Genomic DNA, 26,635 nt, shown 5'->3' with positions numbered 1-26,635 from the left:
TTCCATTTGTTGTTGGCGGGCACAGGGCCCGGTCAGGCAACAGCGCGCATGGCGGGCAGCGGGCCAATGGTGACCAGACGCTCACTCTCCTGCGTGCCGGCGAGGTGGCAGTCGCGATCAAAATGCGCGTCGTGGCGCAATGGGGCCCCCAGGCTGTCGGCGAAGCCCTGGAACAGCGCCCAACTGGCCCGGTTGGAGGGGGTGATCGTGGTGGTGATGGTTGTGATGTCACCCAGGTCGGGACGGGCCAGCAAGGCCGTCAGCATATGACGGCCAAGCCCCCGGCCACGGACAGCGGGGTCGACCGCGACTTGCCAGACGAACAGGGTGCGGGGATCAGCCGGCAGGCGATAGCCTGAAACCCAGCCGACAACCTGCCCCGTCTCCTCGGCCAGGATGCAGCAATCGGCGAAATGGCTGGCCTGCAAAAGGTTGCAGTAGAGCGAGTTGACGTCCAACGGCGGGCAGGCCGCAATCAACCGATGGATAACGGCACCATCGGCCGCCTGTGGTTTGCGTAAGGAGAAAGCCACATGCCCCTGGGGAAAGCCTGTGGCGGCGGGTTGGTGGGCTGGCAGAGCCATTCTTCACCCCCTTGATATTTTATCTTTCGAATTAATTTGACGTGACTGATGGGTCGCATCTCGACTGGATCGGTGCCAATTTTGACGAAACCTGCCCAAGAGTCAACCATTTTGCGCATATCACGCGTAATCACGGACAGAACCGCTGTGTGATTGGTTGGAAAATTTCTTTATATATTGAAATATATTCGCCCTTGCTGGTCCGCGCAGCACCCGGTAAAGCAGGCGCATTCCTACGGATCACGAAGTGATTAGCGAGCATGACTGAACCCCGTACAGAGGCGGCCCTGCGGGCCATCCGCCGCATCATGCGCGCGGCGGATCAGGCGGAGCGGCAATTGGTGACGGCCACCGGTCTGACGCCCTCGCAATTGCTGCTGTTACAGGAAGTGGCAAGGCGGGGGCAGGCCACGCCCAGCACTCTGGCATCGGCCGTGCAGTTCAGCCAAGCCACGGTCACCAATCTGGTTGACCGGCTGGAGGTGCTTGATCTGGTCGAACGGCGGCGCGGTGACCAGGACCGGCGGCAGATCTGGGTGGGGATCACGGCCAAGGGACGGGAAATCCTGGCCAAGGCACCGGACATGCTCCAGGATCTGTTTTCCGGTCGTTTCCAGCATCTGCCGGATTGGGAGCAAGCCATGATCGTTGCCATGCTGGAGCGGCTGAGCGCTCTGCTGGACGCGACAAAGATAGACGCCGCCCCTTTAATCGATACAGGCGGGCCGATCGACAGGTTGCCATCGTGAGCTTGGCAATCATGCCAATCTCCCTGGATCGGTCACGATCAAGGGAGATTGGCATCAGTCTCCGTCACCCATGCAGAAGCCTTCTTCGCCGGGAAGGCAATCTGAAATCTGAACTCGTCAACGAGAAATTGACTCTCCACTTTTCCAGGGCATGTTCACATCGCCGCTGGAAATCAGGTGGCTGAACGGGAAGCATCATCGATGATATAGCGCCAGCCCCCATCCGCCTGCTTGCGCATGACTTCAATCCCCCCGCCCGTCAGTTCCTGGCTGGTCCCATTCTCACCCTTCATCGTCAAGGTCCAGTGGTTGGTTGTCAGGGCGGTATCCCGGTAAACCAGATGCCGGCGGTCACGCAGCACAATCTGCGGCTTCAAGGCCAGCAGGCCCTGGAAATCTTCCCGCACGCGGGCTTGCCCAACCATCTCTTTACCGTCGGGATTAACATAGGTGACGTCGGACACGTAGAGATCCACTAGACCGTCAAGATCGGCCGCATTGAAACGCGCCTGCCAGACATCGTATAGCTTATCCAGGTCAGCTACCGGGGCGATGGCTGACGAACGGGCGGCCAGTGCCCGCCCAGCGCTTGCAACGACCCCAGCCGACAGAACCCCCGCAGTCACGGCGCGCAGGAAGTTTGACCGCGTCAGGCCCTGTTCCTCTCCATCAACCGCTGACAGTGCGGCGACATCCCGGCGACCGGCCGATTTCCAAGCCGTGATGATGGACCCGATCACAGTTTCCTCCTTGCACAAGCAATAATGGCACAATTACGGGCAACTGTGACGGCCGTAAGCTGGCCTGTCCATTTCATCTTCGGCCGTTTTATCGGCGGTTTCGGCCAACCTCCCCCCTATCCGGCACCATTCATGCTTTCGACATTCCATAGAGCTGCGGGTCGTCATGGCGACACAGCAGGGGTCAACCGCTGCCCATCCCGGCGCTTCCGCCACGGCATTGCCAATCAGGATGAGAGAGGGGGCGGTGCCGTCAATCAATACGGCACCGCGTGCCAGGGCCATAAGGGGGGCGAACTGTACCTGCATGTCCGGCCGCGTTGCGTTGGCCACAAGCGCCGCCGGCGTCTGGGCAGGAAGCCCGGCCCCGATCAGGTTTTCGGCGATGGTCGATATCCGGTCCCGGCCCATGTAGAGCGCCAGGGTAGTCGATGGATCGGCCAGGCTGGTCCAGTCGATCAGGGCGGTTTCCGCTTCCGTCCGGCAATGGGCGGTGACGATGCGCAACGATCGGGCGACACCGCGATGGGTAAGGGGGATGCCCAGCTGCGCCGCCGCCCCCATGGCAGCGGTGATGCCGGGAATGATCTCCACCGCCACACCCTGTTCGCGCAGGAACCCCGCCTCCTCCCCTGCCCGGCCGAAGATAAACGGATCGCCCCCTTTCAGGCGCACAACACGCAGGCCACGCCTTGCCTCACTCACCATCAGCCGGTTGGTGAATTCCTGCGGCACCGACCGGCAGCCAGCCCGCTTGCCGACGGAGATCAGCCGCGTCTCCCGGCGGGCCAGCGCCAGGATATTGTCGGGCACCAGCGCATCATGCAGGATGACATCGGCGGTGGCGATGGCCTGCACCGCCTTTACGGTCAGCAGGCCGGGATCGCCGGGGCCGGCACCGACCAGGGTGACCGATCCGGCAGCCATTCCATCACCGGTCCTTTGCAGCGCTGCCGCGATGGCCGTCACCGCCTCGGCCTCCGACAGGGCCATCAGCCTGTCATCGGTGAAAATCTGGTCCCAAAAGCGCTGCCGCTCGCGGAACCCCGCCAGGGCTGCCCGCACCTGCTGGCGACACCGCGCCGCAGCGCGGGCGATACCGGCGTAAGAGGCGGGAATGGCCAGTTCCAGCCGCTGCCGGATATTCCGCGCCAATGCCGGCGCGCCACCACCGGTGGAAATTGCGACGATGATCGGCGACCGGTCCAGAATGGCCGGAACAGTGAAATCGCACTGGTCCGGCACGTCGATGACATTCACCAACACATTGCGGGAAAAGGCGGCGGCGCGGAGGCGATCCGTCAGCTCAGCATCGCCGGCCCCATCGAAGGCGAGAGTAGCACCATCCAGCAGACAGGGCCGGAACTGCCGTTCGATCCGGGAAATGGCACCTTGCTCCACCAACTCCACCATCTCAGGCGATAGAGTGTCCGCCACCAGCAGGATATCGGCGCCGGCACGGATCAGCAGCCGCGCCTTGCTGGCGGCAGTGGCACCACCGCCAGCCAGCAGCACAGCCCGTCCGCGCAGGTCCAGGAAGATCGGGAAGCCGGGCATGGGGTCGGCCCGGTCAGGCAGCGGCGACAGGTGCGACATGGCGCAAAATCTCCTTGATCTCGGGCAGGCAGGAACCGCAGCCAGTGCCGGCACCGGTCAGACGGCCGATATCGGCTGCCGAGCAGGCGTTCCCGCTGCGGATGGCGGCGTCGATGGCATGGCGGCCAACATTATTGCAGGCGCAGATCAGCGCGCCTTTCGCGGCACAGGCATCGGCCTCCGGCGGCCGTCCGGCCAGCAGCCGGGCGCGATCCATCGGTAACAGGGCTGGCTGGGTGAACAGGCCGGTCAGCCAGTCGGTGGCAAGGCTGGGCAGGTCCGGCGCGGCGAACAGGCAGGCCACCAGCCGCCCCTGATCCAGCCAGGCCCGGCGGACCAGAAAGCGGGCCGGATCGGTGAACTCCAACTGCTCACAATCGGCCAGCTCTGCCAGCACCGGCAGGGTGTCGCCGGCCAGCCGGTAATGCTGGCACGGGCCGGCATCCCGGCGCACCCAATAGGGAAAGTTGGACAGGTCCAGGGCACGGCTGGTCATCAGCAGGGCCTGCCATTGGGTGATCAGCCGTTCCACCCGCACCGACACATGCTTGCTTTCCGGCTGGCCGGAAATGGGGTCGACATGGCCGGCGAACAGCCGCCCGATCCCGCCATGGCTGGCGTAACTATCGTTCCAGTGCATGGGCAGGAAGATCTGGCCTTGGGCTTGCGCCTCCGTGACGGCAACCCGCATCAGCACGGCGCCCTGCAGGCTGGTGACGCGGGCAATATCGCCCTCCATCAGATCGGCCGCCAGCGCATCCAGGGGGTTGATCTCCAGCAGCGGTTCAGGCCGGTGCGCCGACAGGCGGGCGACCAGCCCCGTGCGGGTCATGGTGTGCCACTGATCGCGGTAACGCCCGGTATTGGCAATCAAGGGGAAGCGCAGAGAGGCGCGTTCCACCGGGGCCTGCTGGCGCACCGCCACCATGCGGGCCTTGCCATTGGCATGGCTGAACCGCCCGTCGCCATAAAGCCGGTCGGTCCCCCGCTTGGCTCCCGCCGGCAGCGGCCATTGGAAGGGGGCCAGCTGCTGGTACTCGCCGTCGCGTACCCGCGCCATGGCGCCGATATCAAAGGCACGCAACCCATCATTTTCAAAATCCGACAGGGCGGCATGTTCGCGGAAAACCTCCACCGCGGCGCGATAGGGAAAGGCCGCACCGAAGCCCATGGCCTGGGCCACCTGGGTCATGATCCACCAATCCGGTTTCGCCGCCCCCGGTCCAGCCCGGAAAGTGCGCTGGCGGGAAATGCGGCGTTCGGAATTGGTGACGGTGCCGTCCTTCTCCCCCCACCCCAAGGCCGGCAGGCGGATATGGGCGTGGCGCAGGCTGTCGGTATCATGGACGATATCGGAGACAATGACCGTGGGGCACAAGGCCAGTGCCTCCCTTACCAGATCGGATTCCGGCAGGCTGACGGCGGGGTTGGTGGCCATGATCCACAGCGCCTTGATCCGCCCGTCGCGGATGGCGCGGAACATGTCCACCGCCTTCAGCCCCTGGCCGCCCTTCAAAGCCGGTGCCTTCCAGAACCGACGCAGCCGTTCCACATCCAGCGGGTCATCAGGGTTCATATGGGCGGCCAACTGGTTGGCCAGCCCCCCCACCTCCCGCCCGCCCATGGCGTTGGGCTGGCCGGTGACGGAGAAGGGGCTGGAACCCGGCTTGCCCACCCGGCCCGTGGCCAGATGCACATTCAGGATGGCATTCACCTTGTCCGTCCCGCGTGAGGACTGGTTGACCCCCTGGCTGAACACAGTGACGGTGCGCGGCGTGGCCGTGAACCAGTCATAGAAACGCGCCAGATCATCCGGGTCCAGTCCGCAGGTCTCCGCCACATCGGCGGCATCTGCACGGGCTGCTTCCAGCGCTGCCTCCAGCCCCTGTACATGGCGCAGCGCATAATCCCGGTCGATGGCACCGGCCTGTTCCAGATGGGCCAGCAGGCCGTTGAACAAAGCGACATCGCTGCCGGGTTTGAGAGCCAGATGCAGGTCGGCTAAGTCAGAACTGGCGGTGCCACGCGGATCGATCAACACCACGCGGGTGCCGCGCTGCTGACGCGCCGCGCGCAGCCGCTGGGCCAGCACCGGATGGCACCAGGCGAGGTTGGAGCCGACCAGCACCACCAGATCGGCCAGTTCCAGATCCTCATAACAACCCGGCACCACATCGGCCCCGAAGGCGCGTTTATGCCCGGCGACGGTAGAGGCCATACAAAGCCGGGAATTTGTGTCGATATGCGGGCTGCCGATGAAGCCTTTGATCAGCTTGTTGGCGACATAATAATCCTCTGTCAGCAACTGGCCCGAGACGTAAAAGGCAATGGCGTCGGGGCCATGTTCGGCCAGGGTGGCGGACAGCCGGTCGGCCACGGCGTGGATGGCGCTATCCCAGGGGGCGGGCTTGCCATCCACCATCGGCTGGGTCAGGCGCACATCGCCTTTGGCTTCCGCCGCGACGGTATCAATAAGGGCCGCCCCCTTGGAGCAGAGCCGGCCCTTGTTGGCGGGATGGTCGGGATCACCACCCACAGCCCAGCCATCGCGCGTGGCACTGACGATCACGCCACAGCCAACGCCGCAATAAGGACAGGTGGTGCGGATTTCGGGGTTGGACATGGGGGGGCTCCGGGTTGGGGGGAAGGGGACACTTGTGCCTCGTTTTCCCGGCACTCAGTCAAAAGCCGTTCACTCCACTCCCGTCTCTCCACCGTCACCCCGGCGAAGGCCGGGGTCCTGGCTCACAAGCACCATGCTCTACGAACTGGACCCCGGCCTTCGCCGGGGTGACGGTAGATGATGACGAAAAGGGAAGCCTGCTTAAATTCGCGTCTGAGGCGAGAGCTGAGATAACGAGCAAAGCGAATAAATGGGAAAGAGGTTGTCGCTACGGAAAGCCCCCCCCCCTATCCCGCCAACCCCAGCAACACCCGCTCGCCCTCCACCCGCACCGGGATATGGCCGGTGCAGCCCTCATCCGGGCCGGTCGCCTCCCCCGTCGCAAGGTCGATCACCCAATTATGCAGCGGGCAGGTCACGGCGTGGCCGTGGACAATGCCTTCCGACAAGGGCCCCTTCTTGTGCGGGCATTCATCGCGCAGCGCGAAGACCTGATCATCGATGGTGCGAAACACGGCGATGCGGCCAGCCGGGTGTTCCACCCGTCGCGCGCCCTGCACCGGAATGTCGCAGAGCTGGCCGATATCTTTCCAATCAAGCGGACGGTGCATGATGGTCACTCCACAGTAGCAAGCGTGCGGAAGTCACGGGCGGCGGCGGCCGTGCCGGGGGCGCGTTCGGCCCAGGGGTCGACCTGGGCATGGCGCTGGCTGGCCAGGAACCGGTCATGCAGGGCACGGCGGTTTTCCGCGTCATCCACCACCCGCGCCTTCACGAAATCCAGCCCCACCCGTTCAATCCAGGGGGCTGTGCGTTCCAGGTAATGCGCCTCTTCGCGGTAGAGCTGCATGAAGGCGGCGCAATATTCCTGCACCTCCTCTTCCGTCGTCACCTTGACCAGCAGGTCGGTGCCGCGCAGCTTGATGCCCCCATTACCGCCGACCAGCAGGTCAAAACCGCCATCGGTGGCGATGACGCCGAAATCCTTGATGGTGGCTTCGGCGCAATTACGCGGACAGCCGGAGACGGCCATCTTGAACTTGTGCGGCGTCCAGGAACCCCAGGTCATGCGTTCCAGATTGACGCCGACCTCCAAGGATTTCTGCGTGCCGAAGCGGCACCAGTCAGACCCGACACAGGTTTTCACCGTGCGCAGCGACTTGCCATAGGCATGGCCGGAGACCATGCCCGCCGCGTTCAGATCAGCCCAGACGGCGGGCAGATCGTCTTTCTTGATGCCCAGCAGGTCAATACGCTGGCCGCCCGTGACCTTCACCGTGGGAATGTCGAACTTCTCCACCACATCGGCGATGGCGCGCAACTCGTTGGCATTGGTCAGCCCGCCCCACATGCGCGGCACAACGGAATAGGTGCCATCCTTCTGGATATTGGCGTGGACCCGTTCATTCACGAAGCGGCTGGCGGCGTGATCGACGTACTCACCGGGCCAGGAGGCCAGCAGATAATAGTTCAACGCCGGGCGGCAGGAATGGCAGCCATCGGGCGTCTTCCATTCCAGCGCCTGCATCACATCGGGGATGGATTTCAACCCCTGCACCCGGATCAGGCGGCGCACGCTGTCATGGTCGTGATCGGTGCATTTGCACATCGGCTTGACGCCGGCAGCCTGATAATCCCCACCCAGCGTATGGGTCAGCAAGCCCTCCACCAGACCGGTGCAGGAACCACAAGATGCCGATGCCTTGGTACAGGCCTTCACCGCATCCAGGGTCGTCAGGCCCTTCTCATTGATCGCCTTGACGATGGTGCCCTTGCAGACGCCGTTGCAGCCGCAGATTTCCGCCGTATCAGGCAGCGCCGCAACGGCGGCGGTAGGGTTTGCCGCACCGCCTTCCGACGGGGCGAACCCCTGGCCGAAGATCAGCGTATCACGCAGCGGGGAGACATCCTCCCCCGCCTTCAGCAATTGGAAATACCAGCCACCATCACCGGTATCGCCATACAGCACCGCCCCCTTGACGCGGCCTTCTTCCAGTACGATCCGCTTATAGATGCCGCGCCCAGCATCGCGGAACACGATATCTTCGGTCCCCGGCCCGCCGCTGAAATCCCCGGCGGAGAAGACATCCACGCCGGTGACTTTCAGCTTGGTAGAGGTGACGGAGCCGGCATAGCCAGCCCCCTTGCGCCCAGCCAGATGGTCAGCCAGCACCTTGGCCATGTCGAACAGCGGCTGCACCAGCCCATAGCAGGAGCCGCGATGCTGCACGCATTCACCCACGGCCATGATGGCGGGGTCGCTGGTGACCATATGGTCATCCACCATGATACCGCGCCCGACCTCCAGCCCGGCCGCCGCCGCCAGCCTTGTATCCGGGCGGATGCCCACGGCCATCACCACCAGATCAGCCGGCAGTTCGGTGCCATCCTTCAAGGCCACGCCGGTGACATGGCTGTCGCCCAAAATGGCGGCAGTGTCGGCCCCGGTCAGCACGGTCAAGCCGCGCCGTTCCAGTTCCTTGGCCAGCAGATGGCCGGCAGAGGCATCTAACTGGCGTTCCATCAGATGGCCGGCCAGATGCAGCACCGTCACATCCATGCCGCGCGCCTTCAGGCCGACGGCAGCTTCCAGCCCCAGCAAGCCACCGCCGATCACCACGGCATGGCCGCCCTTGGCGCTGGCGATCAGCATGGCATCCACATCATCCACATCGCGGAAGGTGACGACGCCAGGCAGGCGGGCACCGGGAATGGGAATGACAATGGGCATGGAGCCGGTGGCGATCAGCAACCGGTCATAGGGGCATTCCAAGCCAGATTTGGTGATGACGACCTGCCGCTGGCGATCAATCGTCTCCACCGCATCGCCGGCGTGAAGGGTAATGCCATTGGCCGTATACCAGTCCCGATCATTGATGACGATCTGGTCGAAGGTCTTCTCCCCCGACAGCAGCGGCGACAGCATGATGCGGTTGTAATTGACCCGTGGTTCAGCACCAAAGACGCTGATCTGATAAAGGCCGGGAGCCCGGTCCAGCAATTCTTCCACGGCGCGGATACCGGCCATGCCGTTGCCGATCACGACAAGGCGGGGCTTGTGGGTGCCGTCGGGGGGAGAAGAATGGTTGGTCGTCATGTCGGTCCATCCTCGCTCGCGCAAAAAATGCGCAATAAAAAAGGCGTCCGACCATGCAGCCGACCCGTTGGGGTCAATCACATGTTCGGACGCCATTATCCGGTGGGGCCCGGCCTTGGGCACCCTATGTCGCCACCCCTTCCAGGGCGGCAGGGGGTCAGCAGCGTTGCTGACCTGCCCTGCTTATAGCGAAAGCCATGCCAACCGGGATGCTAGACGCTAACCGTTTGATAAGGCTTGATCCTTAAAATAAGACGCTGAAAGCAGGGCAGTGAGCGCTGATGATTATTGCGCAAAATCAAGGCACCTGCCGACGAAAGCCTTTAATTTATGCAATGGCGAACAGTCTCCCCTTGCACCGATCCAGGGCCGAAAGCGTGATTACCCTTATCCATCAAACCCCTACCGCAGTGCGCCGGAATTGGCATGACCGTTGCTGAGAGTGCAGCACTCCCGACGCAGGGAGAGAAACGACATCGTCCAATGGCGGACGACCAGGCAATGGTGCCTGAAACCGATCACACGGCCCCCCGGCCGGATCGGCGACAGGTGCCTTATCGCATGGCCGCCCGCAGCGAGGATGATATCGTGGATATCGTGACGGTGCGGATGGCCCGACGGGTGAACTCAAGTGGCCGCGCGCAGACAATCAAGCGCCAGCGGCCCGGGACGTAGGGGCTCGCACGATGGAAATCCGGCATAAAGCAACGCGCATAGACCTGTTCTCCTTGAAGACAGTGCAGATGCGCGCCTTTCACCTGACGTGGTTAGCGTTCTTTCTCTGCTTTTTCGGCTGGTTTGGCATTGCGCCCTTGATGGCAGTGGTGCGCGAGGATTTAGGGCTGACCAAGGCCCAGATCGGCAATACCATCATTGCCTCGGTCGCCATCACGGTGCTGGTACGGCTGGTGATCGGGCCGCTTTGCGACCGGTTGGGGCCGCGCAAAACCTATACGGGGCTGCTGGTGCTGGGCTCCATCCCGGTCATGTGCATCGGTCTGGCCCATAGTTACGAAACGTTCCTGCTGGCCCGGCTGGCCATCGGGGCGATTGGTGCCTCTTTCGTCATCACCCAGTATCATACCTCGGTGATGTTCGCCCCCAATGTGGTGGGTACGGCCAACGCCACCACGGCGGGCTGGGGCAATCTGGGCGGCGGCATCACCCAGATGGTGATGCCGCTGATCATGGCCGCCATCGTTTCGCTCGGCGTGGAACAGACCATGGGCTGGCGGTTGGCCATGGTGGTGCCGGGGCTGGTGCTGCTGGTCGCCGCCTGGCTTTACTGGAACTTCACCCAGGATTGCCCGGAGGGCAATTTCGCTGAACTGAGGTCCAGCGGCGCGCTGGCCGCCGGGCGCGACGGGTTGGGCGGTCTGCACAGCTTCGCCGTGGCCGCCCGCGATATCCGCGTCTGGGCCCTGTTCATCGCCTATGGTGCCTGCTTTGGCGTGGAACTGACGCTGCACAATATTGCGGCGATCTATTTCTTCGACAAGTTCAAGCTGGATCTGGCCACTGCCGGCATGATCGCCGGCCTGTTCGGCGCCATGTGCCTGTTTGCCCGCACGCTGGGCGGCTTCATCTCTGACCGGCTGGCCACCAAATCGGGCCTGCGGGGCCGGGTCCTGCTGCTGTTCGCCGTGTTGTTCCTGGAAGGGCTGGCGCTGATCCTGTTCTCCCAGATGGGTGTGCTGGTGGCCGCCGTGGCCGCAATGATGATGTTCTCCATCTTTGTGCAACTGGGCTGTGGTGCCACCTTTGGCATCGTCCCCTTCATCAACCGCAAGGCGCTGGGGGCCGTGGCGGGTATTGTTGGGGCGGGCGGCAATATGGGGGCGGTGCTGGCCGGCTTCCTGTTCAAATCCGAAAGCCTGACCTATCAGCAGGGCCTGTTCTATCTGGGGATCGGCGTTACCGTTGCTTCTTTCGCGGCCCTGGCCATCCGCTTCTCGCCCGAGGTGGCGGCGGAGGAAAAGCGCCGGCTGGAAGCGGCATTGGCCGAACGGGATGCGGCATCGCGCCAGCCGGGTGGCGTGGTGGTGGCCGCGGAGTAAGGGGAATGGGGTGGCATCGGCGGGTGCCACCCCATACACAGATAGCCCATCGTCACCGTCACCCCGGCGCAGGCCGGGGTCCAGATTGCCAAGCACTTCGCTCTACGAACTGGACCCCGGCCTGCGCCGGGGTGACGGTAGAAGAGCCAAAATATTTCCCGTCAAATCATCCGTACCTTATTGCACCCGAAACACTCTACGATCTCCGCAAACAGCCAACCAAACAGGCACCAAAAAACCGACCATGGGCAATGCCGATCTTTCCATCCTGATCATTGATGGCAGCCCCGACCGGGCGGCAGTGGTGGAACGTGGGCTGGTGGAAGCCGGCTGGGTACGTGTGTCCACCATCGGGCCTTCGGTCAATCTGCTGGCCCGCATCCAGGCGCTGGCCCCGGATGTCATTATCATCGACCTGGAAAACCCCGACCGTGACACGCTGGAACAGATGTTTCAGGTCAGCCGGCTGGTGCAACGGCCCATCGCCATGTTCGTGGACCAGAGCGACAGCCAGATGATCCACGCCGCCATCGAGGCCGGCGTGAGCGCCTATGTGGTGGATGGCCTACGGCAGGATCGGATCAAGCCGATTGTGGAGACGGCGGTCAGCCGCTTCAACGCCTTTGACCGGCTGCGACGGGAACGGGACGAGGCGCAGGCCAAATTACAAGATCGCAAGCTGGTGGAACGCGCCAAGGGCCTGTTGATGAAAAACCGCGGCCTGTCGGAAGAGGATGCCTATACGCTGATGCGGCGCACGGCCATGAAGCAGAACCGCAAGCTGGCCGACATTGCCCAGAGCGTAATCACCGCGTTCGAGATGGAGTTGTGAGGATGCCCGACATCGTCAAGCTGGGCTTCGCGCCGCTGGTGGATTGCGCCATTCCCGTGGTGGCGGCGGAACGGGGGTTCGCGGCAGCGGAAGGTATTGATCTTGTGCTGGAACGCTCAAATTCCTGGGCGGCCCTGCGTGACAAGCTGGCCTTTGGTCTGGTGGATGGCGCGCATCTGCTGGCACCCCTGGCCCTGGCCATGCACCAGGGCATCGCCGGAATACCCGCTGTACCGCTGGTGGTGCCGGTGACATTGGGCCTGGGCAATAATGCCATCACCCTGTCGGCAACACTCCATGCCCGCATGGTGGCGGTGGCACCGGCGATCATGGCCGGCCCCCCGGCGAAGCGGGCACGCGCGTTGCAGCTGGTTATCGAAGCCGACCGGGCACGCGGGCAGGTGCCATTGTCCTTTGCGACAGTCTTCCCCTTTTCCTGCCATCATTACGAATTGCTGAGCTGGCTGTCCGACGGCGGGATCGATACACGGACGGACGTTAATATCGGCATTGTTGCCCCACCGCGCATGGTGGAAAGCCTGACCAGCGGCTGGATCGATGGCTATTGCGCCGGGGAACCGTGGAACGCGCTGGCTGTGGCGCGCGGTGCCGGCCTTGTCGTTGCGACCAAGGCCGATATCCGACCCGGCGGCGTGGAAAAGGTTCTGGCCTTGCGGGCGGACCAGGTCACGCCGCACCGGGATCGAACGGTTGCCCTGGTCCGGGCCATGGTGCGTGCGGCTAACTGGTGCCATGACCCGGCCAACCATGGGGCGCTGGCGCGACTATTGGCCGAACCCTGCTATGTCGGCCAGCCGGCCGAGCTGATCGCCGCCACCTTGGTGAAGGCAGAGGCAGCCAAGGCTGAGGATTGCCGTCCGGACCTGGTACAGGCGCAGCAACTGGTGGCGGATATGATGCGCGCCGGCCAACTGGCCCCGGATACTATGCCCGATGCCAATATGTTGGCTGCCCTCTGGACCCCCGCCTATCACGATCTGGCCCAAGGCACCTTCAACGCGGGCTGATCCTGACACATCCTATTGATCGTGACCCAAACCCCTCATTATTTCACAATAATACCAATCTCCCTTGATCGTGACCGATCCAGGGAGATTGGCGTTCCCACAGGCGCCGGGCGGGCGCATAAGGCACCCTTGGCTTACGATGTTAAGCCCCGCCCCTCCGGCTGCGCTCAATCAACCGATTGATGGCCGTTCGTACCCAAGCCTCAGCCCTTGGATCTTTCAGCAGGCGATAGGTCTGGGTGAAACCGAAGCACAGCGAAATCCCCTCAAACGCGAACTGTTCCACATCCAGGTCAGCGCGCAGATGGCCTTCATCCACGGCGCGCTTCACCGCCCCGGTCACCAGATGGCGCAAATCCTCCTGATGACGGATGATCATGTCGCGCAAGGGGCCGGGCCTGTCGTCAAACTCAATCGATGCGGCCTGGATCGGACAGCCGCCGGGCAACACTGGGGCCAGCGTCCAGGCAATCCAATTTTCAAACAGGCCCAGCACACGCGGCAACCCGCGCGGTAAAACCATCGCGGGGCGCACCACTGTATCGGCATAAAGCTCCGCCGCCCGCTCCAAGACGGCGGCCTGCAACATCTCCTTGCTGCCGAAATGCGCGAACAGCCCGCTTTTCGACATGCCCAGCCGTTCCGCCAGCGTGCCGATGGTCAGGCCGGTCAACCCGTCCGTGCTGGTCATGGCCAGCGCTTCGTCCAGGATGGCGGCGCGTGTGCGTTCCCCTTTGCTCATGAGGAAAATAATACGAACGGTCGTTCTATTGTCAATCCCCTACGCTCGGCATGGCAGCCTATAGCCAAATGCCGGTGCCGGGCGTAATGATGGCGCAGTCGTTAATCATTGCGGGAGCGCCTTGCCTATGTCCGCCGCGTTCGAACGCCGTACCTTCGCACCCGGCGAGATGATCTTCAAGGAAGGCGATCCCGGCGACAGCCTTTATGTGGTGGAAAAGGGCCGGGTGCGCATCTGGCGGGGGGAGATTGAGCATCCCACCATCATCGGATCGGTCGATGAAAAGGGTGTGTTTGGCGAAATGGCGATTTTCGACCGCAAGCCCCGCATGGCCAATGCCTCGGCCGAGCTGGAGTCGGTGCTGATGCGGATGCCGGCCAGCGTGCTGCGGGAAAGCCTCTATGGTGCCGACCCGCTGCTGCGCCAGCTGGTGCAACTGCTGATCGACAATATCCGCACCATGGCCAAACGGCTGGATGAGCTGGAGGCTAATACTCAATTGCCTTGATCAGAACCTGTCGGCTCTGATCAAGGCCCTCAGACCGCCGCGGCCACCGCCCTTTAGATTTCTGCCGGGTGAATATATCAGCCTGAAAATCATCTCTCGACTCATGCCCCGGAAAGCTGTATACAGTTATGAATAATAACATACACCCAGGGAGAGTTATGATGACGGGCTTCCCCCTTAACGCCTGGTATGTCGCCGCTTACGATGTAGAACTGGGGCGCAGCCTGCTGGCGCGCACCATCTGCAACAAGCAGGTGGTGATGTATCGCAAGCTGGATGGCACTCCGGTCGCCTTGGCCGATGCCTGCTGGCACCGTTTATTGCCGCTGTCGCTGGGCCGGCTGGAGGAAGACCGGGTGGTCTGCGGCTATCACGGGCTGAAATTTGATGATACCGGGCGATGTGTATACATGCCGTCGCAAGATACCATCAACCCGTCGGCTTGTGTGAAAAGCTATCCGCTGGTGGAACGCTATCGCTTCCTGTGGATCTGGCCGGGCGATCCGGCCCTGGCCGACCCGGACCTGATCCCCGATATCCATTGGGCCACCGATCCCGCCTGGGCCGGCGATGGCAAGGTGATTCATGCCAAGTGCGATTACCGGCTGGTGGTCGACAATCTGATGGATCTGACGCACGAAACCTTTGTGCATAGCAGCTCCATCGGCAATCAGGCCGTGGCGGAGGCCCCCTTTACCGCCACGCACAGCCAGAAGACGGCCACCATCACCCGCTGGATGATCGATATTGATGCGCCCCCCTTCTGGGCAGAAAATCTTGGCCAGAAGGAACATGTGGACCGCTGGCAGATCATCAATTTCACTGCCCCCTCCACCATCATCATTGAGGTGGGTGTCGCTCCCACCGGCACGGGCGCACCGGAAGGCGACCGCAGCAAGGGCGTGGATGGCCGCGTCATCAACTGCCTGACGCCGGAAACCGACAAGACCTGTCACTATTTCTGGGCCTTTGCCCGCAATTTCGACATTCACAACCAGGCCCGCACGCACAAGATCCGTGAAGGCGTTTCCGGCATCTTCCGCGAAGATGAACGCATTCTGGAAGCCCAGCAGCGGGCCATCGACGATAATCCGGGCCATGTCTTCTACAATCTCAACATCGATGCCGGCTCCATGTGGGCGCGCCGGCTGATCGACAAGATGATTGCTGACGAAAACCGCCCCGTCGCCTCACTGGCAGCCGAGTAAGATCCCCTCATGAGCTACAACAAGGACGCGGCGCAGACGGTGCGGGCCCTGGCCGGCATCCGGGATTTGATCTTGCGCGGGGCGGTGGAACCGGGGGAACGCCTGTCCGAACCGGGGCTGGCGGAAAAGCTGGGTATCTCCCGCACGCCCATTCGCGCCGCCCTTGCCCGGCTGGAACAGGAGGGTCTGCTGGAACGGGTGCCGGCGGGGGGCCATATCCCCCGCCGTTTCACCCTGGACGAGGCGATTGACGCCATTGAGCTGCGCGGCGTGCTGGAAGGCACGGCCGCCCGGCTGGCGGCCGAGCGGGGTGTGGAACCGCGCCGGATGCTGGCCATCAACCGGGTGCTGGATGCTATTGATCTGGTGGTTACCCAGAACCCGGCCGGCCCGTCGATGGAACGCTATATCGCCTTGAATGAGGAGTTCCACGACCTGCTCTCCGGCCTGTCCGGCAGTGTCACTATTGAGGGGGAGATTGAGCGGATCACCCGCCTGCCCTTCGCCTCCCCCAGCGCCTTTCTGGAAAAGCTGGGGGCGGAACCGGTGGTGCCGCATTCGCTGGTGCTGGCCCAGGCCCAGCACCGGGCGATGGTGGAGGCGATCAGCCTGCGCGAAGGGGCGCGGGCGGAATCCGTGGCGCGAGAACATGCGCGGCTGGCCCGCCGCAATCTGGAAACCGTGATGCAAGGGGGCAGCGAGGCGTTGCGCCGCTTCCCGGCGCTGGCACTGGTCGCCGGCTGACGCCGCACCCCACCAACAATACAGGGAGGAAATATAATGAAGAATGACGTCACCTGGCTGGATGCGCGGGTAACGCGCGTTGACGATATCGCTGAAGGCATCCGCCGTTTTGAATTTGCCGCCCCCATCGTGCTGGCGGCGTTCGATCCCGGCTCACACATTGCCATCCGGGTGGCGATCGAGAATGGCCACGCCCTGCGCACCTATAGCTGTCTGCCCGACGCCGCCCCCGGCCATGTTGCGGTGGCGGTGAAGCTGCATCCCCACAGCCGGGGCGGCTCCCGCTTCATGTTCACGCTGAAGCCGGGTGATGCGGTGCGCATCACCACGCCGGAAAACCGCTTTGATCTGTCCTGGCGGGCCACCGACTATCTGCTGATGGCGGGCGGTATCGGCGTCACCCCGATTTACGGCATGGCGCTGGCGCTGAAGGCACGCGGGGCCAAGCTGCGCATGGCCTATGGTGGACAGAGCCTGGGGGCGATGCCCTTCCTGGAACCGCTGCGCGCCGCGCTCGGCGATGATCTCTCGATCCATCCGCAGGACCAGGGGTCCATGGTGGATATGGCGGGGGAGATCGCCAGGCTGGCCCTCGATGGCGAGCTTTATATTTGCGGCCCTTTGCCCATGCTGGAAGCGGCGAAGAAGGCCTGGACCGCCGCCGGCCGCCCGATCAGCCGCCTGCGGTTTGAGGTGTTTGGCGATACTGGCCGCTTCACCGAAACCCCTTTCCAGGTGGCCGTGAAGGGCTATGACCTGACGGTCACCGTCCCGCCCGACCAGTCGCTGCTGGATGCGCTGATGGAAGCGGGTGTGGCGATGATCCATGATTGCAAACGGGGGGAATGCGGCCTCTGCGCCGTGGAGGTGCTGGACCATGACCAGCCCATCGACCACCGGGATGTCTTCCTGGGCGAGGAAGAAAAGCACGAAGGCAAGCGCATGTGCGCCTGCGTCTCCCGCATCGCCGGCGGCCATGCTGTGATTGATACCGGCTATCGTCCGGTTTGATGGATAATACGTCCCGGTAATCGGCTCTGATCACCGCCCCCGCACCAATGGTCATGATTGATGACTGTCGGTGCGGGGGCGGACTTGTTTCAGAGCCCGTCTGAGAACTTTCTCTGCTTTTCCAATCTTTCCACCGTCATTCCCGCGAAGGCGGGAATCCATACAACAGCGCGGGTTTTGGATTCTCGCCTTCGCGGGAATGACGGTGGGGAAAGGGTAAGGTTTCGAAAGGCACGATAACTTTCCAGACAGACACTCTGGGATAAACGATTGCTTTGCAGAAACCAGCATACCTGAAGATGTCAGTTTCGTTACGTCTTGATTTGATTTAAGAAAGTTCTGTGACACGCGGTTATTGCGGTGCGGGATGCGTCTTGGCTGATGAGGGGTGGTGACATCCCTCCAAACCCAAGTACGGAGCCTTTGAGGATCATCATGCATCGCCCCGCCCTGAAATCGGTGCTGCTGGCCACCGCCGTCGCGCTTGCCCCTTTCGCCGCCGCCCATGCGGATGAACCCCTTGTCCTGGAAGAGATCCTGGTCGTCGCCACCCGCTATCAGGCGAGCGACGCGCAGATGCAGTCCAAGAACAGCGTCGCCATCCTCTCCAACGAGGATCTGGAACATACCGCTGTGCACAATGTGGCCGAAGCGCTGGGCCTGCTGCCGGGCGTGACGGTGGTGAATACCGGCCAGTCCTTCTTCGGCGGCATTGATGGTGCGGCCCGTGGTGAAGGCATGTTCGCCGCCGTGCGCGGCATGAACAGCGAATATAATGTCAACATGATCAACGGCATCACCGTGGCCCAGGGGATGCCCTACAGCCGCGGCGTGAAGCTGAGCCTGCTGCCGCCGTCGGGCCTGCACACCATCGCGCTGAACAAGACCTCCACGCCCGACATGGATGGCGATGCCATCGGTGGCACCATCGATTTCCGCACCCCCACGGCCTATGATTTCAAGCAGGATGTCCATGCCAGCATGACCGTCTCCGGCCGTATGGAAAGCCGGGCGCGTGATTATGGCGATAGCGGCCTGGGCGGTGGCACCGCCGGCGACCTGGCCTTCAAGTTCGGCCAGGATGACCAGTTTGGCGTCTATGTCAGCGCCTATTATGACAAGCGCAACTATGCCAACAGCCAGATGGCCGGTGCCATGGCGGCCCGCAGCGATGGCGGCTGGGCCTATGCGCTGACCGGCGATGGCAAGGGCTCCAACAGCGCGCCGGGCCTGGACCCGCTGTCCAATGTGGTGCAGACGGGTGTGAATCTCGGCGTGTCAAATGGCAGCACCGCGCGGTACGGCGGCAACCTGTCGCTGGACTGGCACCCGGATGAAACGCTGCAGGCCTATTTCCGTGCCTCTTACGCCTTTGCCAAGACGGTGCAGAACAGCACCTTCAGCCAGATTGTCAGCACCAACAAGGGCCGCATCCAGCAGCCCAGCGGCCTCTACGGCCTGGATATCCAGAAGTTCCGCACCTCCATCTGGTATGAAACCAACCCGGAAAAGGCGGACCTTTCCACTTTCCAGCTGGGGGCGGAAAAGAAGATCGGTGCCTGGACGATCTCCCCGCAGCTTTTCTACAGCATGGGCAACAATAACCGCCCGGACCATCTGGAGGCCTCAGCCCGTAACGACCAGTTCAGCTCCAACGACCGTTGGAACTATGGCGGCGGCGTCTCCATGGGCTATGAGAATAACTTCCCCATCCCGCTGCTGACGCCGGAAATGTATAATGCGCTGGATAATGCCGGCACCGCTCTCTATGCCCGCCGCGCTGGTCAGTTGACCTCCCAGGCCAGCGGCCAGGACAAGCGCGGCGGCAAGATCGACCTGCAGCATGATTTCGATGAAGGCAGCCTGCAATTCGTCAAGTTCGGCGCCAAGTACATCGATAGCCAGCGCAAGGTGACCAACCGCGACTGGACCAACGCTTATTTCTCCGATCTGGTCGGCGGCCGTCCCACCTGGTCCAGCCTGGGCATTGCCAAGGACAGCTATGACGAGATTTTCCCCGGCAAATATGGTTGGTCGGTGCCGAAGATCGATCATAACCGGATGCTGGAACTGTTCCGCAAGTACCAGAATGCCGCCAGCTTTGACAGCTGCGGCGGTGATCGCCCCTATGTCGACAATATGAACTGCAACACCCAGAAGGGCAGCGAGGCGGTCAGCTCCGCCTATGTGATGGGTCAGTGGCAGTTGGGCGATCTGGAACTGATCCCCGGCCTGCGCTTTGAACATACCGAGATCAAGAACACCTATTGGGAACTGCCGGCCAGCAGCAAGGTCGGCGGCAACTGGGCCAAGACCGAGACGACCTATAATGAATGGCTGCCCAGCATCCACGCCAACTGGCGCCCGGATGACAGCAGCGTTTACCGCGCGGCGGTCTGGACCTCCTACACCCGTCCGGCCTTTGTGCAGTTGGCCGGTGGTGCGCGCTATGACCTGTCGGATGACGGCGTCACCACCATCACCATGGGCAACCCGGACCTGAAGCCGATCCGTTCGCTGAACGCCGACCTGTCGGGTGAATGGCGCAGCGATTGGGGCGGCTATGCCTCCTTCGGCGGCTATTACAAGCACCTGTCGGATTATCTCTACGAGAACGGCTCTGACGGCGTGAATGCGGCCCTGGGCGGCAGCGGCCGTACCCGGACCCTGACCCCGCAAAATGGTGGCAAGGGCGATGTCTATGGCTTGGAACTGACGCTGCGGCAGAAGTTCAAGGATCTGCCGGCACCGTTCGATGGTTTCGGCATCGGCGGCAATCTCACCCGCCAATGGACCTCGGTGGACCTGGGCAACGATACGGTGGGCCGTGACCAGCGCATCCAGAACGCCCCGGAATGGCTGGCCAATGCCCAGCTGTTCTATGAATATGAAGGCTTCACCTTCGACGTCATCTATAATTACACCGGCAGCTACGTCTCCGTTTACAACTTCCTGAACCAGCCGGGCACCTGGGACAATCTCTGGGTCCGCCCGACCACCCGCCTGGACCTGCATACCGGTTACCAGTTCGAAGGCGGCTTCAGCGTCGATCTCTCCGTCTCCAACCTGCTCGGCGACTACACCTATTGGTCGCATGTGGGCAAGAACAGTCTGGCGATCTCCGACGTGGTGGATAGCGGCACCACCAGCCTGCTGACCATCAAATACACGTACTGATGCCAACCCCGGTGGTCGGAGACGATCACCGGGTCTCACGCGCCGGTGCAGGGTGGTGTGCATAGCACATCCGCCCTGCACCGATGGGGAGCTGCCATGTCCGCCACCGTCATCAAACTGCAACCCACATCCGCTAGGACCACACACGCCAATATGCATGGCCGCAAGGCCCAGGCTGGATGCGGAAGAATGGCGGATAAATCCCGAACCCTGGCGGATGCCGAGCATCGATCGATGCTGCGGGCCTATTTCACCCGCCAGATCGGTGGCGGCAGCGATGTGGAAGATTATGTGCAGGACGTCTTTGTCCGGGTGCTGAGTGCGGCCCCGGCCGAACGCGTTGGCAATTGGCGTGGCTTTCTGCTGCGTGTTGCCTCCAGCCTGGTGGTGGACCGCTTCCGGCGCGACCGCGCCCGCCTGCGCGACCAGCATCAGGAATTGGAAGAAGCCGGCGAGTTGATCGACGATCAGGCAATCAACCCCGAACAGGCGCTGATCGGCCGTGAGAATCTGGAACGCCTGGAAGAGGCGTTGAAGCAGGTTGATCCCATTGCCCGCAATGTGTTCCTGCTGGTGCGTGTCGATGGGATGCGCCATCGTGACGTGGCAGAACGGCTGGGCATGGATACGCGGACAGTAACAAGGCTGGTTGACCGCACGCTGGTGCATCTGGGCCGTCATCTGGCGGAGACGGAACAGTGATAACGGGCGACCCGGAACAACGAATTTTGGATCAGGCGGCGGAATGGATGCGGCTGTCGGCCTCTGGCAAGCTAGGCCCCGATCAGCAGGCCGCCTTGAAGGAATGGCTGCGGGCCAGCCCGGACCATGTGGCGGCGATGGATATCGTGTCGCGCGCCTGGATCGCCTCTGGCGCCATCAATGACCGGGGCCGGATGCGCCCGGACATGCTGCGCGCCCGTAATTTCCGCATCGCCCGCAACAGCAGCACCGGCCGTTCCTGGCGGGGGCCGCTGCTGGCCGGGTTCGGCATGGCGGCGGCCTGTCTGCTGGCCGTGATCGGCTGGCAGGGATCGGTGACGGAGGCCGATTATGCCAGCGGCCCCGGCGAGGGGCACAGTATCATGCTGGCGGACGGCACATCGGTGCGGCTGGATGCCGGCACAAGGCTGCATGTGCGCATCGATCCCCTGTCCCGGCAGGTGACCCTGCATCAGGGGGAAGCCGAATTCGACGTGATGCATGAGAAAATGCGCCCCTTCACGGTCGCGGCCCGCGGTCTGGTTGTGCATGATCTGGGGACGCGCTTCACCGTCCGCCACCGGGCGGACAAGGTACGCGTCGTGCTGCTGGAAGGGGCGGCCGATGTGCGCGACGCCCAGAATGGCCGCGTGCTGACGGTGCTGAAACCGGGCCAGCAGGTGGAAAGCCAGGCCCAAGGCGCGCCGTTGCGGCTGTCTGCCGCCAATCTGGGCCGGGTGCTGGCTTGGCGGGACCGGCAGGCCGTGTTTGAAGATACACCCCTGACGGAGGCGCTGGCGGAGGTGGAGGCCCGCACCGGTGTGCGGATGCGGCTGGCCGATCCCGCCCTTTCCGGGCTGAAGGTCAGCGGGGTTTTCCATACCGCCGATATCAGTGGCTTCCTGAACGCCCTGACCCTGCTGCACCCGCTATCCTGGCGCCAAACGGCACCGGGGGAGTATCAGCTTGAGCCGCGCCGGCGCTGATCCCTGCCTGGGCCGCAAGGTGGCGGCCATCGCGCTGGGGGCCGCCCTGCTGGCGGCGGGTACGGCCCCTGCCGCACCAGTGCCGCAGCGGAACAACCTGTCGGATGCGCTGCTCTCCCTGGCTCGGCAATCGGGGCGCAACCTGCTGTTCCAGGGTGCCGCCCTGCCCCCGCGTCCGGCCCCCGCCATACCGGAAGGCACTGGCTTTCTGGCCGCCCTGGATCTGCTGCTGGCCGGTACCGGGCTGGTCCATCGTGAACAGCCGGACGGCACCATCGTCATCCTGCCCGTCCCATCCCGCCGCCCCAGCCTGCCGCCACCGCCCAAACCGCCGGAACCGGCAGAGGAAATCCTGGTGACCGGGCAGCGCATGCAGGACCGGTTTGCCGCCGAACTGCGCTCCCCCCTGCCCGTGCATATCCTGCCGGCGGCGGAGTTCAACCGGGCGGCCGACCGTAATATGGCGGAGCTGCTGGGCCGCCTGCCCGGTGTGAATGTGATGATGACGTCCCTGCAAGGCGATCTGGGCGGCATCGACCGGGCCGCCCGGGCAGAGGGCCAGTCCATCGCCATCAGGGGGCTGGGCGGCGCCTATAGCCAGTTGCTGATGGATGGCGTCAATATCGCTCAGAGCCTGCCCTATAGCCGCGATGTGCAACTGAGCCTGCTGCCCCCCTTCGGACCGGACGCGCTACATCTGGAAACCGCCCTGACGGCGGACAAGGATGGCGATGCCATCGGCGGCATCATTGATTTCCGCAGTGCCAGCGCCTTCGATCTGGGGGCAGAGCGCACCCGTATCAGCCTGCGCGGCAACTGGACAACACGGACAGGGGATTATCAACTCTCCGGCGCTGGTGGCGGGGGCGAGGTGGAATGGTCCCGCCTGTTCGGGCGGGATAATGCGCTGGGGCTGGTGCTGCGCGCCCATGCCGACAGCCGCCCCTTCGCCAGCCAGCAGCAGACCTATCAGAGCGGCCAGTTCGATTATGCCATCACCGATGCCGCCGGCCATAATCCGGCCGGTATGGATGCGGACCGAAACCTGCTGGCCACCTCCTTGAACGCGCAATTCGTGCGGGGGCGCACCAAGCGGGGCGGCGCCTCGGCCGCACTGGACTGGCGGCCCGATGCGCCCTACAGCGCCTTCCTGCGCGCCGGCTGGAGCCGCGCCGACACCGAACAGGATGTCTATCAGGTAGGGTTCCAGGGCGGACGGGATGCCAGCTTCACCCGCCGCATCCCGCTGGGCAACGGGCTGTACCGGACGCAGAGCATCAAGAACCAGTTGCACTACTGGTTCCAGACCAACCCGGACGAAGCCGAATTGCTGACCCTGCATGGCGGCGGGGAGATCAAGGCAGGCGCCCTGACCCTACGCCCCTATCTGTTCCATAGTTGGGGCCGTAACGACAAGCCGCGCCATATCGAAGTGTCGTTTTGGAACAGCAATGGCACCACGGTGGATGAGGGGCTGGAGGTGGTCGACCAGGGCGGCTATCCGGTGCCGCTGCTGGGGCCGAAGATGCAGGCAATGCTGGCGGATGCCGCCGCCATTCCCGCCTCCAACCTGGGTGAATATACCAGCCTGACCAGCCGGCAGCGCAAGGATGGCGGCGGGCTGGACCTGGAGACAGGGCCAGACGGCATGAAGCTGCAAGCCGGCCTGAAGCTGGTGCGCAGTGACAACAGCGTCACCCGCCGCAACCAGCGCCCGCAGAATAGCGGCGGCGCTGCTGCCCTGCCGCCCAGCACCCGCATGGGCGATCTGACGGCACTGGGCCTGTCCGATGGCACCTGGGTGACGGTAGCCAAGGGGCTGTATGATTATCAGGTGCCCTTGATCGATCAAGGGCTGCTGCTGGAACGCTTTCGCGCCAATGTCGGTGACTTCGTCTGGACCCCGGACGATTATAACGGCAACAGCATGAGCGGACATGAGGAGGTCAGCGCCGCCTATCTGCAGGCCGATCTGCAGCGCGGCCCCTGGCAGCTATTGCCCGGCCTGCGGGTGGAACGGGCAGAGATCAGCACGCGCTACTGGCTGTCGGGGAACCAGGGGGTGCCGGCGGGCGGCATAGCCTATGGCTGGAACCATGGCGAAAGCCGCTATAGCGCCTGGCTGCCGCGCCTGCTGGTCAATTACACGCCGGATGAGGATCAGCGGTACCGGCTGGCCATCTGGACTGGGCAGGTGCGCCCCGCGCTTTACCAGCTTTCCGGCAGCGCCACGGCCAACCGCGACGCCAACGGCACCATCACCCTCATCCAGGGCAATCCCGATCTGAAGGCGGTGTCGGCGCTGAATATCGATCTGGGCGGGGAATGGCGCTGGGCCGGCGGCCATGCCGGCCTGTCGCTCTATCACAAACAGTTGCGGCATTATCTTTATGATGCCGGGGCCAATTATAATGGTCTGGCCGATGGGGGCGAGACCAGCTTGCCCCTTGTCAAACCCTACAATGGCGGCACGGCGCGGCTGTGGGGGGCAGAATTGGCGGCGGCGCAGGAACTGGAATTCCTGCCCGATCCGTTCAATGCCCTGGTGCTGGAAACCAGCCTGAACAGCCAGCACAGCCGGGTGCGCCTGAACATGCCGGAACTGGCCCCGGTGGAACGGCTGCAATATGCGCCCGACTGGCAGGTGAATGGCCGCCTGCGCTATGCAGCGGACGATTGGTCCCTGTCCGTCAGTTACAGCTGGGCGGATGCCTATATCCAGAAATACGGGCTGCACGGCCTTTCCGGCAGCGGCAGCCGGATGAATGGCAGTGCCTTGGATGTCTGGGTCCGGCCGTCGCAACGGCTGGACCTGCAGGGCGACTGGCAGATATCGCCCAGCGCCACCCTGGAATTCTCCATCCGCAATCTGCTGAACGACCTTGCCTATCGCGCCACCATCGGCCGGCAGAGCGATGCCGTGCCGGAAACCATTTCCAGCGGTCGCAGCGCCCAGTTGGTGCTGCGGCTGGAATTCTGATCCCCCCATTTTTCCCTTAGCTCAAGGAAACTCTTGTCTTGAAACGCCTTGTCCTGGCCGTGCTGGCCACCCTGCTTGCCGCCCCTGCCCTGGCCGCCAGCGACCCCGCACCAGGGCCAGACTGGAAACTGGAACGGTCGGTGCTGCTGCTGCGCCATGGGCTGCGCACGCCGCTGGAAACCGAGGCCGCCATCACCGGCCTGAACGAAAAGCCGCTGCCAGCCTGGAAAGAACCGCCCAGCCTGCTGACGGCCCACGGCGTGGCGGCCACCCGGTTGCTGGGCAGCTATCTGCGCGGCTGGGCCGCCAATGGCCAGATCCTGCCCACCGCCGGCTGCCCGGCGGACGGCACGGTCGATATCTGGACCAACAGCGCCGCCCGCACCATCAGCACCGGGGAGGCGCTGGCCGACGGTCTGGCCCCCGGCTGCAAGGTCAAGGTTTCCCATCTGGAACCCGGCACCCGCGACCCGCTGTTCAGCCCGCCCAATGAGATGACGGGCTTCACCCCGAAGGCAGCCATTGCATCCATCCGGGCGGAAAAGGGCGACCCGCAGGGCATCACCGCCCCCTACAAGGCGGAAATCGCCTTGATGGAAAAGGCGCTGGGCTGCGACCGCCGCAACCCGCCCTGTGATATTGCCGGCAGCAAGGCCACCCTGTCTTTGTCGGCCGATGGCAAGGGCATTGATCTGCTAGGACCGATCTACATCACCTCGGGCACGGCACAGGTCTTCCTGCTGCAATATCTGGAAGGGATGCCGATGAAGGATGTGGCCTGGGGTAAGCTGGATGCCGCCGAACTGGCGCGGATTTCCCGCCTTCACGCCCTGCTGTTCGAGGTCTATGCACGGCCGCACTATATGGCCCGCCACACCGCCTTCAAGATGGCACCGCGCGTGCTGGACGCCCTGTCGGCAGACAAGGGGCCGGCCCTGACCCTGCTGATCGGGCATGACAATAATGTCGCCGCCCTGTCCAGCCTGCTGGATGTGCATTTCCAGGTGGATGGCTATGGCCAGGATGATCCGCCCATCGGCGGTGGCCTGCGCTTTGAACGCTGGCGCGATCCGGCCGGTGCGGTGTGGGTGCGGCTGGCCTATCTGGCGCAGACGCCGGACCAGATCCGCCATTTGGCCCCACTCTCAGTAGCCCAGCCGCCTTTCACGGAAATCCTGCCCATTCCCGGCTGCGCCGATACGGGGGATTTCTGCCGGCTGGACCGGCTCACCACCCTGATCAATCAGGCATTGGCGAAATCCTGATCGGCC

At 63.5% G+C, this 26,635-nt stretch carries 20 protein-coding genes; 13 read left to right on the top strand and 7 right to left on the bottom strand.

Annotation, left to right across the window (positions count from 1 at the left end; translation table 11 throughout):
- Window positions 1-32: 32 nt before the first annotated feature.
- The gene (gene ectA / locus GE253_RS18915) at window positions 33-584 is read right to left on the bottom strand and encodes a diaminobutyrate acetyltransferase (RefSeq protein WP_153205710.1); all 552 of its coding nucleotides are present in this window, start codon (window positions 582-584) and stop codon (window positions 33-35) included.
- A gap of 260 nt (window positions 585-844) precedes the next feature.
- On the opposite strand from ectA, the gene GE253_RS18910 reads away from it, so the two are divergent.
- Window positions 845-1,333: a MarR family winged helix-turn-helix transcriptional regulator gene (locus tag GE253_RS18910; protein WP_153205709.1), complete on the top strand. Its 489-nt coding sequence runs from the start codon at window positions 845-847 to the stop codon at window positions 1,331-1,333.
- A gap of 173 nt (window positions 1,334-1,506) precedes the next feature.
- Here GE253_RS18910 and GE253_RS18905 read toward each other — a convergent pair whose 3' ends face one another.
- From GE253_RS18905 to nirB, 5 genes are all read right to left on the bottom strand, one after another.
- Window positions 1,507-2,073, bottom strand: a complete 567-nt coding sequence (locus tag GE253_RS18905) for a nuclear transport factor 2 family protein (RefSeq protein ID WP_211101517.1) — start codon at window positions 2,071-2,073, stop codon at window positions 1,507-1,509.
- 33 nt (window positions 2,074-2,106) lie between these two features.
- A complete protein-coding gene (cysG, locus tag GE253_RS18900) occupies window positions 2,107-3,669 on the bottom strand; it encodes a siroheme synthase CysG (RefSeq protein WP_153205708.1) in 1,563 nt (520 codons plus the stop codon).
- Complete coding sequence (locus GE253_RS18895) at window positions 3,644-6,292, bottom strand: nitrate reductase (protein WP_153205707.1); 2,649 nt, start codon at window positions 6,290-6,292, stop codon at window positions 3,644-3,646. Before GE253_RS18895 ends, cysG begins: the two co-directional genes overlap by 26 nt.
- A gap of 287 nt (window positions 6,293-6,579) precedes the next feature.
- Window positions 6,580-6,903, bottom strand: coding sequence for a nitrite reductase small subunit NirD (gene nirD / locus GE253_RS18890; RefSeq protein WP_153205706.1), 324 nt, complete (start codon window positions 6,901-6,903; stop codon window positions 6,580-6,582).
- A 5-nt stretch (window positions 6,904-6,908) separates the two neighbouring features.
- Complete coding sequence (gene nirB / locus GE253_RS18885; protein ID WP_153205705.1) at window positions 6,909-9,389, bottom strand: nitrite reductase large subunit NirB; 2,481 nt, start codon at window positions 9,387-9,389, stop codon at window positions 6,909-6,911.
- A gap of 686 nt (window positions 9,390-10,075) precedes the next feature.
- Here nirB and GE253_RS18880 point away from each other — a divergent pair.
- From GE253_RS18880 to GE253_RS18870, 3 genes are all read left to right on the top strand, one after another.
- Window positions 10,076-11,446 carry a NarK family nitrate/nitrite MFS transporter gene (locus tag GE253_RS18880; RefSeq protein ID WP_153205704.1) on the top strand — a complete coding sequence of 457 codons (1,371 nt, stop codon included), beginning with the start codon at window positions 10,076-10,078 and terminating at the stop codon, window positions 11,444-11,446.
- 244 nt (window positions 11,447-11,690) lie between these two features.
- A complete protein-coding gene (locus tag GE253_RS18875; protein ID WP_029013390.1) occupies window positions 11,691-12,278 on the top strand; it encodes an ANTAR domain-containing protein in 588 nt (195 codons plus the stop codon).
- Window positions 12,279-12,280: 2 nt separating this feature from the next.
- Window positions 12,281-13,306, top strand: a complete 1,026-nt coding sequence (locus tag GE253_RS18870; RefSeq protein WP_153205703.1) for a CmpA/NrtA family ABC transporter substrate-binding protein — start codon at window positions 12,281-12,283, stop codon at window positions 13,304-13,306.
- Window positions 13,307-13,448: 142 nt separating this feature from the next.
- Here the strand turns inward: GE253_RS18870 and GE253_RS18865 are convergent, their stop codons facing one another.
- Window positions 13,449-14,048: a TetR/AcrR family transcriptional regulator gene (locus GE253_RS18865; RefSeq protein WP_153205702.1), complete on the bottom strand. Its 600-nt coding sequence runs from the start codon at window positions 14,046-14,048 to the stop codon at window positions 13,449-13,451.
- A 127-nt stretch (window positions 14,049-14,175) separates the two neighbouring features.
- Between GE253_RS18865 and GE253_RS18860 the strand changes: the two genes are divergently transcribed.
- The 9 genes from GE253_RS18860 (at window position 14,176) to GE253_RS18820 (ending at window position 26,629) form a co-directional block, all read left to right on the top strand.
- Window positions 14,176-14,556 (top strand): cyclic nucleotide-binding domain-containing protein, encoded by a 381-nt coding sequence (locus tag GE253_RS18860; protein ID WP_153205701.1) that lies wholly within the window; start codon window positions 14,176-14,178, stop codon window positions 14,554-14,556.
- A 161-nt stretch (window positions 14,557-14,717) separates the two neighbouring features.
- Window positions 14,718-15,764: an aromatic ring-hydroxylating dioxygenase subunit alpha gene (locus GE253_RS18855; protein WP_247878746.1), complete on the top strand. Its 1,047-nt coding sequence runs from the start codon at window positions 14,718-14,720 to the stop codon at window positions 15,762-15,764.
- A 9-nt stretch (window positions 15,765-15,773) separates the two neighbouring features.
- The gene (locus GE253_RS18850) at window positions 15,774-16,508 is read left to right on the top strand and encodes a GntR family transcriptional regulator (protein WP_153205699.1); all 735 of its coding nucleotides are present in this window, start codon (window positions 15,774-15,776) and stop codon (window positions 16,506-16,508) included.
- Window positions 16,509-16,544: 36 nt separating this feature from the next.
- Window positions 16,545-17,519: a PDR/VanB family oxidoreductase gene (locus tag GE253_RS18845; protein ID WP_153205698.1), complete on the top strand. Its 975-nt coding sequence runs from the start codon at window positions 16,545-16,547 to the stop codon at window positions 17,517-17,519.
- 435 nt (window positions 17,520-17,954) lie between these two features.
- Window positions 17,955-20,696: a TonB-dependent receptor gene (locus GE253_RS18840; RefSeq protein WP_153205697.1), complete on the top strand. Its 2,742-nt coding sequence runs from the start codon at window positions 17,955-17,957 to the stop codon at window positions 20,694-20,696.
- A gap of 189 nt (window positions 20,697-20,885) precedes the next feature.
- The gene (locus tag GE253_RS18835) at window positions 20,886-21,398 is read left to right on the top strand and encodes an RNA polymerase sigma factor (protein WP_173012726.1); all 513 of its coding nucleotides are present in this window, start codon (window positions 20,886-20,888) and stop codon (window positions 21,396-21,398) included.
- Window positions 21,395-22,384, top strand: a complete 990-nt coding sequence (locus tag GE253_RS18830; RefSeq protein ID WP_153205695.1) for a FecR domain-containing protein — start codon at window positions 21,395-21,397, stop codon at window positions 22,382-22,384. The genes GE253_RS18835 and GE253_RS18830 overlap by 4 nt, the downstream gene beginning before the upstream one ends.
- Complete coding sequence (locus GE253_RS18825; protein WP_153205694.1) at window positions 22,365-25,364, top strand: TonB-dependent receptor; 3,000 nt, start codon at window positions 22,365-22,367, stop codon at window positions 25,362-25,364. Before GE253_RS18830 ends, GE253_RS18825 begins: the two co-directional genes overlap by 20 nt.
- 38 nt (window positions 25,365-25,402) lie before the next feature.
- Window positions 25,403-26,629 carry a histidine-type phosphatase gene (locus GE253_RS18820; protein ID WP_153205693.1) on the top strand — a complete coding sequence of 409 codons (1,227 nt, stop codon included), beginning with the start codon at window positions 25,403-25,405 and terminating at the stop codon, window positions 26,627-26,629.
- The last annotated feature ends 6 nt before the right edge of the window (window positions 26,630-26,635 follow it).

This window comes from Niveispirillum sp. SYP-B3756 (assembly GCF_009495745.1).
Lineage (GTDB): Bacteria > Pseudomonadota > Alphaproteobacteria > Azospirillales > Azospirillaceae > Niveispirillum.
This window is presented reverse-complemented; position numbering and strand designations above follow the sequence as displayed.

Bases quoted from the DNA above. Each gene is read 5' to 3' on its own strand.
- GE253_RS18855 (WP_247878746.1), top strand. From the start codon at position 14,718: ATGACGGGCTTCCCCCTTAACGCCTGGTATGTCGCCGCTTACGATGTA.
- GE253_RS18865 (WP_153205702.1), bottom strand. From the start codon at position 14,048: ATGAGCAAAGGGGAACGCACACGCGCCGCCATCCTGGACGAAGCGCTG.
- nirD (WP_153205706.1), bottom strand. From the start codon at position 6,903: ATGCACCGTCCGCTTGATTGGAAAGATATCGGCCAGCTCTGCGACATT.
- GE253_RS18860 (WP_153205701.1), top strand. From the start codon at position 14,176: ATGTCCGCCGCGTTCGAACGCCGTACCTTCGCACCCGGCGAGATGATC.
- cysG (WP_153205708.1), bottom strand. From the start codon at position 3,669: ATGTCGCACCTGTCGCCGCTGCCTGACCGGGCCGACCCCATGCCCGGC.
- GE253_RS18875 (WP_029013390.1), top strand. From the start codon at position 11,691: ATGGGCAATGCCGATCTTTCCATCCTGATCATTGATGGCAGCCCCGAC.
- GE253_RS18880 (WP_153205704.1), top strand. From the start codon at position 10,076: ATGGAAATCCGGCATAAAGCAACGCGCATAGACCTGTTCTCCTTGAAG.
- GE253_RS18840 (WP_153205697.1), top strand. From the start codon at position 17,955: ATGCATCGCCCCGCCCTGAAATCGGTGCTGCTGGCCACCGCCGTCGCG.
- GE253_RS18910 (WP_153205709.1), top strand. From the start codon at position 845: ATGACTGAACCCCGTACAGAGGCGGCCCTGCGGGCCATCCGCCGCATC.
- GE253_RS18845 (WP_153205698.1), top strand. From the start codon at position 16,545: ATGAAGAATGACGTCACCTGGCTGGATGCGCGGGTAACGCGCGTTGAC.
- GE253_RS18850 (WP_153205699.1), top strand. From the start codon at position 15,774: ATGAGCTACAACAAGGACGCGGCGCAGACGGTGCGGGCCCTGGCCGGC.
- GE253_RS18835 (WP_173012726.1), top strand. From the start codon at position 20,886: ATGGCGGATAAATCCCGAACCCTGGCGGATGCCGAGCATCGATCGATG.
- GE253_RS18895 (WP_153205707.1), bottom strand. From the start codon at position 6,292: ATGTCCAACCCCGAAATCCGCACCACCTGTCCTTATTGCGGCGTTGGC.
- nirB (WP_153205705.1), bottom strand. From the start codon at position 9,389: ATGACGACCAACCATTCTTCTCCCCCCGACGGCACCCACAAGCCCCGC.
- ectA (WP_153205710.1), bottom strand. From the start codon at position 584: ATGGCTCTGCCAGCCCACCAACCCGCCGCCACAGGCTTTCCCCAGGGG.
- GE253_RS18870 (WP_153205703.1), top strand. From the start codon at position 12,281: ATGCCCGACATCGTCAAGCTGGGCTTCGCGCCGCTGGTGGATTGCGCC.